We start from the raw sequence: 11,411 nt of genomic DNA, 5'->3' as shown, positions 1-11,411 counted from the left end.
CCGGGCGGCGCTGCGCTTGCCCGGCCTACGGGTCTGAGGCCATTGTAGGCCCGGTAAGCGCAGCGCCACCGGGCATAACAATCTTACCGACGGCGACCCAGCTTAACCGCTTTCAACACCACGAACTTGTTGTTGGTCGCAACCGTGGTGCAGTTGCCAAAAATCTTCTTCAGCTTGTGGAAGTAGTCCAGGTGGCGGTTGGCCACAATGTACAGCTCGCCGTTGATCTTCAGGCAGCGGCGGGCGTGGTGGAACATCTCCCAGGCGACGTTATCCGTCAGGGCATGCTTCTGGTGGAACGGCGGGTTGCACAGCACCGCGTTAAAGCGGAACGGCTCTACGCCCGACAGCGCGTTGTTGATCATAAACTCGCAGCGATCCAGCGCTTCCGGCATGTTGGTTTCCACGTTCAGACGGCTGGACGCCACCGCCATCGGCGATTCATCGCTGAAGACCACGCTGGCCTCCGGGTTCTTCGCCAGCAGCGTCAGGCCAATCACCCCGTTACCGCAGCCGAGATCGACGATTTCGCCTTCCAGATTCTCCGGCAGATGTTCAATAAAGAAACGCGCCCCGATATCCAGCCCGGTACGTGAAAAGACGTTGGCGTGGTTATGGATGGTCCAGTCGGTGCCTTCCAGCTTCCAGCTCAGGGTCTCTGGCGCGTCGGCCAGCGCCGGTGCGGTGAAAGTACAGTTGATCAGGCGCGCTTTTTTCCACGCCAGGGTGGTGGTGGTTGGGCCGAGCACTTTCTCGAACAGCTCCAGCGTCGACGTGTGGATATCACGGGCTTTGGCACCGGCGATAATGCGCGTCTCTGGCGTCACAACTTTACGCAGCGCGCGCAGCTGCTGCTCCAGCAAGGCCATCGTTTTCGGGATCTTGATCAGCACCACGCCCGGCGCCTGCGGATACTCCGCGGTGCTGTCGAGGAACTTGACGCTGCCTTCATCCAGCTCGTTGTGGCGCAGGTTTTCACGCGTCGCCAGCTCGCTTAAATAGGAGTCGCCGATGCTGTAAGGTGTATGTTCCACCAGCGCACAACCCAATGCGCCGAAAGCATCATTCAGGATCAGAACCGGGCCGCTAATTTCTGTTCCATCCAACTGTTGCAGCAGATATTCATCCGCCGCTTCCCACGCCTGAAGCGGGTTAACGTCGTCCGTTTCCGGGAAACGTTTTAAGTCGAGTGAACGGAAACCGTTGTCTAAGTGGCTCATCGGCCCTCCTGAGTGGTAAAATTTCGGCGTTATCCCTGAAAAGGGTGCGTGAGTATACCCGTTTTCAAATTATTTTGGGGTTTTGATGAACCAGCTGATTTATCTCCAGGGCTACCCGGAGCATTTACTTTCTCAGGTTCGCAGCCTGATTGCCGAGCAGAAGCTGGGGGCGGTGCTGGAAAAACGCTATCCGGGGACCCACGATTTCGCCACCGATAAAGCCCTCTGGCAGTATACCCAGGATCTGAAAAGCCGGTATCTGAAGAGCGCGCCACCGATCAATAAGGTGATGTACGACAACAAGATCCACGTGCTGAAAAACGCCCTGGGTCTGCACACCGCCATCTCCCGCGTGCAGGGCGGCAAGCTGAAAGCCAAAGCCGAAATCCGCGTGGCGACCGTGTTCCGCAACGCGCCGGAAGCGTTTCTGCGGATGATCGTGGTGCATGAGCTGGCGCACCTGAAAGAGAAAGAGCACGACAAAGCCTTCTACTCCCTGTGCTGCCACATGGAGCCGCAGTACCACCAGCTGGAGTTTGATACCCGGCTATGGCTTACGCATTTATCGTTAAATGGTAATGCGGAATAGCGCACTGGTTTTGCAATAATCCCGTGCTACAGTGGCTAAAGGTTCCCCGCTACGGAGTACGTAAACGTTTATGATACGTTTCGCAGTCATTGGGACGAACTGGATCACGCGCCAGTTCGTCGATGCCGCCCATGAGACCGGCAAATATAAACTCACCGCAGTCTATTCCCGCAGCCTTGAACAGGCTCAGGCCTTTGCTAACGACTATCTCGTCGAGCATCTGTTTACCTCCCTGGAGGCGATGGCGCAAAGCGATGCCATTGATGCGGTCTATATTGCCAGCCCGAATTCGCTGCATTTCCCGCAGACGTCGCTGTTCCTCAGCCACAAAAAACATGTGATCTGCGAGAAGCCGCTGGCCTCCAATATTGACGAAGTCGAGGCGGCCATTCAGCTTGCGCGGGAAAATCAGGTAGTGCTGTTCGAAGCCTTCAAAACCGCCAGCCTGCCGAATTTCCTGCTGCTGCAGCAGTCCCTGCCGAAAATCGGCAAAGTGCGTAAAGCCTTTATTAACTACTGCCAGTATTCGTCGCGCTATCAGCGCTACCTCGACGGCGAGAATCCGAACACCTTTAATCCGGCGTTCTCCAACGGCTCGATTATGGATATCGGCTTCTACTGTCTGGCCTCCGCGGTGGCGCTGTGGGGCGAGCCGCACCGGGTGCAGGCGACCGCCAGCCTGCTGGAGAGCGGTGTCGATGCTCACGGCCTGGTGGTGCTGGACTACGGCGATTTCAGCGTCACGCTGCAACACTCCAAGGTGAGCGACTCGGTGCTGCCGAGCGAGATCCAGGGCGAGAACGGCGCGCTGGTTATCGAGAAGATCTCCGAGTGCCAGAAGCTGAGCTTCGTGCCGCGCGGCGGCAAGGCGCAGGAGCTGACGCAGCCTCAGCATATCAACACTATGCTGTATGAGGCAGAGGTGTTTGCGCGTCTGGTCGAATCCCAGGAAGTGAACCATCCGGGCCTGGCGGTGAGCCGTACCACGGCGAAGCTGCAGACCGAGATCCGTCGTCAGACGGGGGTGGTGTTCCCGGCGGATGGCCTGAACGCCGAAGTTACCGCGTAAAGCTGTGTAATGAATTAGTGCGGGTCATTGACGAAATCAATGACCTGACATATTTTGTTACCTGCAAAGGGGAGTAACTTCCTTGTCGGTGGATCGTCATTACGATGCGTTTAATACCGCATCCGGTCGCCGGGCAACGAAAAAGGAATACGATGAGCGTATTCCTTTCTTGTTGTAAGTGAGACCTTGCCGGAAGGCGAGGTCTATGCATAAAAAACGCAACGGCTATCGTCTTCTGACCATAGCCGTTTTTGTTTTTTACGCGTAAGGAAAATAGTATGCATTCTGTCGGCACTCCAATGTTATGGGGCGGATTCGCGGTCGTCGTGCTCATCATGTTGGCGATTGACCTCTTTTTGCAGGGGCGTCGCGGCGCACATGGCATGACCATGAAACAGGCGGCCGCCTGGTCGCTGGTGTGGGTCACCCTCTCCCTGCTCTTCTGCGCCGCCTTCTGGTGGTATCTCTCGGTCACTCAGGGCCGCACGGTGGCCGATCCCCAGGCGCTGGCGTTCCTCACGGGCTATCTGATTGAAAAAGCCCTGGCGGTGGATAACGTCTTCGTCTGGCTGATGCTGTTCAGCTACTTTGCCGTACCGGCTGCATTGCAGCGTCGGGTGCTGGTGTATGGCGTGCTGGGGGCGATTATCCTGCGTACCATTATGATCTTCGCCGGTAGCTGGCTGATCACCCAGTTCGAATGGCTGCTGTACGTCTTCGGTGCCTTCCTGCTGTTTACCGGTGTGAAGATGGCGCTGGCGAAGGAAGATGAAACGGGTATTGGCGAGAAACCGCTGGTGCGCTGGATCCGCGGCCATCTGCGCATGACCGACACCATCGAAAACGAGCATTTCTTCGTGCGCAAGAACGGCCTGCTGTTCGCCACCCCGCTGCTGCTGGTGCTGATCATGGTTGAGCTGAGCGACGTGATCTTCGCGGTGGACAGTATTCCGGCGATCTTCGCGGTCACCACTGACCCGTTCATCGTCCTGACCTCAAACCTGTTCGCGATCCTCGGCCTGCGTGCCATGTACTTCCTGCTGGCGGGCGTGGCGGAGCGCTTCTCGATGCTGAAGTACGGTCTGTCGGTGATCCTGGTGTTTATCGGTATCAAGATGATGATTGTCGATTTCTACCACATCCCGATCGCCATCTCACTGGGCGTGGTGTTCGGTATCCTGGTGCTGACCCTGATTATCAACGCCTGGGTGAATCACCAGAACGATAAGAAGCAGCAGATCCCGTAAAGGGGTTTGTGCGGTCTGATGCCCGGCGGCGCTACGCTTGCCGGGCCTACGGTTTGTAAGTCGGGTAAGCGCAGCGCCACCCGACAAAAATGTAAATATACAGTTAAAAAATATGACGCAGCACGTAAAACCCAGCATTTTACGCTTCCCACGCATTGCGCTTTCCATATACTCAATCTTGCAAAACACACACCTCTAACCGGGATGATAAGTGCCTGAGAGCACCTCCGGGACGGAACGCAATTTCACTGAAGGAATTTTCTATGACCACACAATCTTCTGGTCTGCTCGCGCGTCTGACGCAGGGCAGCCTCGTCAAACAAATACTGATAGGTCTGGTGCTGGGGGTATTACTGGCACTGGTTTCCAAACCGGCGGCCATCGCTACCGGCCTGCTCGGCACCCTGTTCGTGGGCGCGTTAAAAGCCGTCGCGCCGGTGCTGGTGCTGATGCTGGTCATGGCCTCCATTGCCAACCACCAGCACGGCCAGAAAACCAATATCCGCCCGATTCTGTTCCTCTATCTGCTGGGGACCTTCTCTGCCGCGCTGACGGCGGTGGTGTTTAGCTTCCTGTTCCCGTCCACGCTGCATCTCACCACTGCCGCGGGCGATATCACCCCGCCATCCGGCATTGTCGAGGTACTTCGCGGCCTGCTGACCAGCATGGTCTCCAACCCGATCGACGCCCTGCTGAATGCCAACTACATCGGCATTCTGGTGTGGGCTATCGGGCTGGGCTTTGCCCTGCGTCACGGTAACGACACTACCAAAAACCTGGTCAACGACATGTCCAACGCCGTGACCTTTATGGTGAAGGTGGTGATCCGCTTCGCGCCAATCGGCATCTTCGGCCTGGTCTCCTCCACCCTGGCAACCACCGGGTTTGATACCCTGTGGGGCTACGCCCAGCTGCTGCTGGTGCTGATCGGCTGTATGCTGCTGGTGGCGCTGGTGATTAACCCGCTGCTGGTGTTCTGGCAGATCCGCCGTAACCCGTATCCGCTGGTGCTGATGTGTCTGCGTGAGAGTGGCGTCTACGCCTTCTTCACCCGTAGCTCTGCGGCGAACATTCCGGTGAACATGGCGCTGGCCGAGAAGCTGAACCTCGATCGTGATACCTATTCCGTTTCCATCCCACTGGGGGCGACCGTCAATATGGCGGGTGCGGCGATCACCATCACAGTGCTGACTTTAGCGGCTGTGCATACACTGGGTATCCCGGTCGATCTGCCGACCGCGCTGCTGCTGAGCGTGGTAGCGTCGCTGTGCGCCTGTGGCGCATCCGGCGTGGCGGGCGGTTCGCTGCTGCTGATCCCGCTGGCCTGTAATATGTTCGGTATCCCGAACGAAGTCGCCATGCAGGTGGTGGCGGTCGGGTTTATCATCGGCGTGCTGCAGGACTCCTGCGAAACGGCGCTGAACTCCTCGACTGACGTGCTGTTTACCGCAGCAGCCTGCCAGGCGGAAGACGCGCGTTTAGCGAAGAACGCGCTCCGCAGCTAATAAAAAAGCCCGGTGGCGCTTACGCTTACCGGGCCTACAGTTTGTGCGTAGGCCGGGCAAACGCAGTGCCGCCCGGCAATCACGCTTACAGCGTTACACCACTCTTAAAGATCGCCAGCTCGCGGAAGTCGTTTTTCTCGTTGCAGGTCTGCTTGCCGTTGGCAAACTCCACAATCGTGTCCACAAACTCCGTTAACAGCTGCGGCATCGCTTTGCCGTGGATCAGCTGACCGGCGTCAAAATCGATCCAGTGCTTTTTCTTCGCCGCCAGCTCGCTGTTGGTGGCGATTTTCACCGTCGGGACAAAACCGCCGTACGGCGTGCCGCGACCGGTGCTGAACAGCACCATATGACAGCCCGCACCCGCCAGCGCGCTGGTGGCTACGGCATCGTTGCCCGGGGCGCTTAACAGGTTCAGACCCGGGGTGTTTAACCGCTCGCCGTAGCGCAGCACGTCCACCACCTGACTGGCACCCGCTTTCTGGGTACAGCCGAGAGATTTCTCTTCGAGGGTGGTGATCCCGCCCGCTTTGTTACCCGGTGATGGGTTCTCGTAAATCGGCTGATTGTGCGCGATGAAGTACTGTTTGAAGTCGTTGACCATGGTGACGGTCTTTTCAAAAGTCGCTTCGTCGCGGCAGTGGCTCATCAGAATGCGCTCCGCACCGAACATCTCCGGCACTTCGGTCAGCACGGTGGTGCCGCCGTTGCTGATGACGTAGTCGGAGAACTGACCCAGCATCGGGTTAGCGGTAATGCCGGACAGGCCGTCCGAGCCGCCGCACTCCAGACCAAACTTCAGCTCGCTCAGCTTGCCCGCTTCACGTTTGTCGTGACGCATCACCTCATACAGCTGATGCAGATGCTCCAGCCCGGCTTCCACTTCGTCGTCCTGATGCTGACAGACCATAAAGTGTACGCGCGCCGGATCGAAATCCCCCAGCGTTTCGCGGAAGGCATCAACCTGGTTGTTCTCGCAGCCCAGGCCGATCACCAGCACCGCCCCGGCGTTCGGGTGGCGCACCATGTTTTGCAGCATGGTGCGGGTGTTGATGTGGTCGTCGCCCAGCTGGGAGCAGCCGTAGGTGTGGCTGAACAGGTGGACGCCGTCAGTGCCTTCGGCATCGTTGGTCTCTTTCAGGAACCGGCTCTGGATCTGACGGGCGATGCCGTTGACGCAGCCGACGGTCGGCAGGATCCACAGTTCATTGCGGATCCCCACCTCCCCGCTGGCGCGGCGGTAGATCTGGACGTCACGATCCGCCGCCTGGCTGGCCTCAGCCTGTAACTCAGGTTGATAGCTGTACTCATCCAGATCGCTCAGATTGGTGCGCGTATTGTGGGAGTGAATGAATTCACCCGCCGCGATATCCGCCAGCGCATGGCCGATAGGCAGACCGTATTTAACGACGTTCTCCCCTTTGGCAATGGGTTGCAGGGCGAATTTGTGCCCGCGCGCCACGTCCTGGCGCAGCGTGACGGTGTGGTCGTCAAAGGTGACGTCCAGACCTTCGCTCAGGTCGGCCAGCGCGACCGCTACGTTATCCAGCGAATGGATCTTGATGTATTGCATATCAACCTCAGACGGCCTTAGTTCAGTTCAATAGCGAAGTAGTCGCGCGCGTTGTTAAAGCAGATGTTTCTCACCATTTCGCCCAGCAGCTGGATATCGGCCGGGGCTTCGCCCGCAGCGACCCAGCGGCCAATCATCTGGCACAGAATGCGACGGAAATATTCATGGCGAGTATAAGAAAGGAAGCTGCGGCTGTCGGTCAGCATACCCACGAAGCGGCTCAGCAGACCGAGCTGCGCCAGCTGGGTCATCTGACGCTCCATGCCGTCTTTCTGGTCGTTGAACCACCAGCCGGAACCGAACTGCATCTTGCCCGGCATCCCTTCACCCTGGAAGTTGCCGATCATGGTACCCAGCACTTCGTTATCGCGTGGGTTCAGGCAGTAAAGAATGGTTTTTGGCAACAGGTTCTCTTCATTCTGTTTGCTCAGCAGTTTTGACAGCTCTTCCGCCAGCGGACGGTCGTTGATGGAGTCGAAACCGACGTCGGCACCCAGCAGTTTGAACTGACGCAGGTTGTTATTGCGCAGTGCGCCGATGTGGTACTGCTGCACCCAGCCGCGACGGGCATATTCTGCCGCCAGCCAGACCAGTACCGCCGTTTTGAACTGCGCCACTTCGTGCTGGTTGAGGCTTTCACCCGCCAGACGACGCGCCAGAATGCTGTCCAGCTCGGCTTCGTTGGCATCGGCAAACAGCACCACGTCCAGAGCATGGTCAGAGACTTTACAGCCGTGCGCCGCAAAGTGATCCAGACGCTTCGCCAGCGCGGTTTGCAGATCGCCGAAACGGCGGATCTCGATATCAGAGACTTCACTCAGCTTCGCCATGTAGTCGCCGAAGGTTGCCAGCTCAATGTTGAAGGCTTTATCCGGGCGCCAGCTTGGCAGCACTTTGACGTCAAACGAGCTGTCCTGAGCGACAACCGCGTGGTGCTCCAGGGAATCAATAGGATCGTCGGTGGTGCCGACCATCTTCACGTTCATCTGCTTCATGATGCCGCGGGCAGAGAATTTGTCCTGCGCCAGCAGCTCGTTGCACTTGTTCCAGATCTCATCGGCGGTGGTCGGAGAGAGCAGCTTTCCGGTAATGCCAAACGGACGGCGCAGCTCCAGATGCGTCCAGTGGTAAAGCGGGTTACCGATGGTGTGCGGTACGGTCGCGGCCCAGGCGTCGAATTTTTCACGATCGGAGGCATCGCCGGTACAGAGACGTTCCGCTACCCCGTTGGTGCGCATAGCACGCCACTTGTAGTGGTCACCTTTCAGCCAGATGTCATACAGGTTTTTGAAACGGTAATTTTCGGCAACCTGCTGCGGTGGAAGGTGGCAGTGGTAGTCGAAAATCGGCTGATCTTTAGCGTAATCGTGGTACAGGCGGCGGGCGAATTCGGTATCTAACAGAAAATCTTCAGTCATAAACGGGGTCATTATCGTCTTCCTCTTACGAGCTTACGAGTGCGTCAGAAAAGTGATGTTCAGATGCTGCAAAGTTATCACACCAATTTCCAGAGGCCGATGATTTTTTCGTGAGTTAGATCAATAAACGTCGACAAATAATCTACATACAAAGTGGTAAATTCCGCTTAACCCCGCGCCAGCTCTGGCCTGACAGAGCAATGACAATGCCCTTACAAATATTGACACATTTGTGATGTCACTCACCTTTTAAAGTTGTATGACAAGTTATCTTTTCGCCGTCGCAAACTATAAGCCGACGGAATGCATTACCGATGCCCCGGGCATCGGATTAAGCGGTACGGATACCGACTCTTATGCACGATTACTTATGGCAAGGTTCGGGCCGTGCCGGGGGATCCTCCCGGTTACGCCCCTCCGTTAAAACATCTCCCGCCTGGCGTCGAGGTGTCCCGCACTCCGGTGCGGTAATAACATAACGATGAGGTTTACATGCTTAAAATTAAAGGGTTACGTTGGTACATGATCGCACTGGTGACGCTCGGCACCGTGCTGGGCTACCTGACGCGTAACACCATAGCGGCGGCGGCGCCGACGCTGATGGAAGAGCTGCACATCTCCACGCAACAGTATTCTTATATTATCGCGGCCTACTCCGCGGCTTATACCATCATGCAGCCGGTAGCAGGCTATGTGCTGGATATTCTGGGTACCAAAGTCGGCTACGCGGTCTTCGCTGTCACCTGGGCTATCTTCTGCGGCGCAACCGCACTGGCAGGCAGCTGGGGCGGCCTGGCGCTGGCCCGTGGCGCAGTGGGTGCGGCAGAGGCAGCGATGATCCCTGCGGGTCTGAAAGCGGCCTCCGAGTGGTTCCCGGCAAAAGAGCGCTCCATTGCGGTGGGCTACTTCAACGTCGGCTCCTCCATTGGCGCGATGATTGCACCGCCGCTGGTCGTCTGGGCTATCGTGATGCACAGCTGGCAGCTGGCGTTTATCCTCTCCGGCGTGCTGAGCTTCGCCTGGGCCATGTCCTGGCTGATCTTCTACAAACACCCACGCGATCAGAAGAAGCTGTCTGAAGAAGAACGCGACTACATCATCGGCGGCCAGGAGTCTCAGCACCAGACCAACAACGGCAAGAAGATGTCTGTCCTGCAGATCCTTGGCACCCGTCAGTTCTGGGGTATCGCCCTGCCGCGCTTCCTGGCAGAACCGGCCTGGGGTACCTTCAACGCCTGGATCCCGCTGTTCATGTTTAAAGTCTACGGCTTTAACCTGAAAGAGATCGCCATGTTCGCCTGGATGCCAATGCTGTTCGCTGACCTCGGCTGTATCGTCGGCGGTTACCTGCCACCGCTGTTCCAGCGCTGGTTTGGTGTGAACCTGATTGTCTCCCGTAAAATGGTTGTGACCATGGGTGCCCTGCTGATGATTGGCCCGGGGATGATCGGCCTGTTCACCAGCCCATACGTGGCTATCGGCCTGCTGTGTATCGGTGGTTTTGCTCACCAGTCTCTGTCCGGGGCGCTGATTACCCTCTCGTCCGACGTCTTCGGTCGTAATGAAGTGGCAACCGCTAACGGTCTGACCGGCATGGCTGCCTGGACCGCCAGCACCCTGTTTGCCCTGGTGGTGGGTGCGCTGGCTGATACCATCGGCTTCAGCCCGCTGTTCGCGGTACTGGCTGTGTTCGACCTGATGGGTGCAGTGCTTATCTGGACGGTGCTGAAAAACAAATCTGCGGATGAGCTGTTGAAAGAGTCTGTAGGAAGGCCGGCCACGCAAAGTTAGCCTGTGATAGCTGCCCGGCGGCGCTGACGCTTGCACGGGCCTACAAAACCGGTAGGCCGGGTAAGCGAAGCGCCACCCGGCAATGAAAAGGCCGCTCTTTGAAGCGGCTTTTTTGCGGGTCAAATCTGGAGACAAACGGGTAAAAGTGGTATAACAAATCATTAGCCATACCCTGCCTGGAGCGCATATGGAAATCAACGAACCCCGTCGCCTTTATCAGCAACTTGCTGCCGAGCTGAAATCTCGCATCGAGCAAGGCGTTTATCTGGTAGGTGATAAATTACCTGCCGAGCGTTTTATCGCTGATGAGAAGAGCGTAAGCCGCACCGTGGTTCGTGAAGCCATCATCATGCTGGAAGTAGAAGGCTATGTTGAAGTGCGGAAGGGTTCCGGCATTCATGTCATCTCCAGTCAGGCAAAACACTCTCCGGTGCCGGACGAAAATCTGGAATTCGCCAACTACGGCCCCTTTGAGCTGCTCCAGGCCCGTCAGCTTATCGAAAGCAATATCGCCGAGTTCGCAGCGACTCAGGTGACCAAGCAGGACATCATGAAGCTGATGGAGATCCAGGATAACGCGCGTAAAGAAAAATGTTTCCGCGACTCCGAATGGGATCTGCAGTTTCACGTTCAGGTGGCCCTCGCCACCCAGAATACCGCCCTGGCGGCAATCGTTGAAAAAATGTGGACTCAGCGCGTTCATAACCCGTACTGGAAAAAACTGCACGATCACATCGATTCCCGTACCGTGGATAACTGGTGTGATGACCATGACCAGATCCTTAAGGCCCTGATCCGTAAAGACCCGCATGCGGCAAAAGTCGCCATGTGGCAGCATCTCGAAAACACCAAACAGATGCTGTTCAATGAAACCAGCGACGACTTCGAATTCAATGCCGACCGCTATCTTTTTGCGGAAAACCCGGTGGTTCACCTCGATAGCGCTGTCAGTCACGCGAAATAAGCACCCTTATCTACCGGCAGGCGCTTCGCTGCGCC

9 protein-coding genes are annotated in these 11,411 nt (G+C 57.1%); 6 read left to right on the top strand and 3 right to left on the bottom strand.

Annotation, left to right across the window (positions count from 1 at the left end; genetic code table 11):
- Window positions 1–83 precede the first annotated feature (83 nt).
- Window positions 84–1,220, bottom strand: coding sequence for a 23S rRNA (guanine(1835)-N(2))-methyltransferase RlmG (gene rlmG, locus WFO70_RS16925; protein ID WP_337017716.1), 1,137 nt, complete (start codon window positions 1,218–1,220; stop codon window positions 84–86).
- Between the two features lie 85 nt (window positions 1,221–1,305).
- Here rlmG and WFO70_RS16920 point away from each other — a divergent pair, with 85 nt between their 5' ends.
- The 4 genes from WFO70_RS16920 to sstT all read left to right on the top strand — a co-directional run bounded on the left by WFO70_RS16920 (window position 1,306) and on the right by sstT (window position 5,630).
- Window positions 1,306–1,809 carry a M48 family metallopeptidase gene (locus WFO70_RS16920; protein ID WP_337017714.1) on the top strand — a complete coding sequence of 168 codons (504 nt, stop codon included), beginning with the start codon at window positions 1,306–1,308 and terminating at the stop codon, window positions 1,807–1,809.
- A 70-nt stretch (window positions 1,810–1,879) separates the two neighbouring features.
- The gene (locus WFO70_RS16915) at window positions 1,880–2,878 is read left to right on the top strand and encodes a Gfo/Idh/MocA family protein (RefSeq protein WP_337017712.1); all 999 of its coding nucleotides are present in this window, start codon (window positions 1,880–1,882) and stop codon (window positions 2,876–2,878) included.
- A 278-nt stretch (window positions 2,879–3,156) separates the two neighbouring features.
- Window positions 3,157–4,125, top strand: coding sequence for a TerC family protein (locus tag WFO70_RS16910; protein WP_337017710.1), 969 nt, complete (start codon window positions 3,157–3,159; stop codon window positions 4,123–4,125).
- A gap of 263 nt (window positions 4,126–4,388) precedes the next feature.
- Complete coding sequence (gene sstT / locus WFO70_RS16905) at window positions 4,389–5,630, top strand: serine/threonine transporter SstT (protein WP_337017708.1); 1,242 nt, start codon at window positions 4,389–4,391, stop codon at window positions 5,628–5,630.
- Between the two features lie 85 nt (window positions 5,631–5,715).
- On the opposite strand, the gene WFO70_RS16900 is transcribed toward sstT, so the two are convergent.
- Together WFO70_RS16900 and uxaC are read right to left on the bottom strand one after the other, a co-directional pair.
- A complete protein-coding gene (locus WFO70_RS16900) occupies window positions 5,716–7,203 on the bottom strand; it encodes a UxaA family hydrolase (RefSeq protein ID WP_337017706.1) in 1,488 nt (495 codons plus the stop codon).
- Between the two features lie 17 nt (window positions 7,204–7,220).
- Entirely contained in the window at window positions 7,221–8,633 is a 1,413-nt protein-coding gene (uxaC, locus tag WFO70_RS16895) for a glucuronate isomerase (RefSeq protein WP_337017703.1), read from the bottom strand.
- Window positions 8,634–9,113: 480 nt separating this feature from the next.
- On the opposite strand from uxaC, the gene WFO70_RS16890 reads away from it, so the two are divergent.
- Together WFO70_RS16890 and exuR are read left to right on the top strand one after the other, a co-directional pair.
- Window positions 9,114–10,412: an MFS transporter gene (locus WFO70_RS16890; RefSeq protein ID WP_337017701.1), complete on the top strand. Its 1,299-nt coding sequence runs from the start codon at window positions 9,114–9,116 to the stop codon at window positions 10,410–10,412.
- A 187-nt stretch (window positions 10,413–10,599) separates the two neighbouring features.
- Window positions 10,600–11,376, top strand: a complete 777-nt coding sequence (gene exuR, locus WFO70_RS16885; protein ID WP_337017699.1) for a transcriptional regulator ExuR — start codon at window positions 10,600–10,602, stop codon at window positions 11,374–11,376.
- The last annotated feature ends 35 nt before the right edge of the window (window positions 11,377–11,411 follow it).

This window comes from Leclercia sp. AS011 (genome assembly GCF_037152535.1).
GTDB lineage: Bacteria > Pseudomonadota > Gammaproteobacteria > Enterobacterales > Enterobacteriaceae > Enterobacter.
Note: the sequence above shows the minus strand (reverse complement) of the source record. Positions and strands in the feature narration are given on the sequence as shown.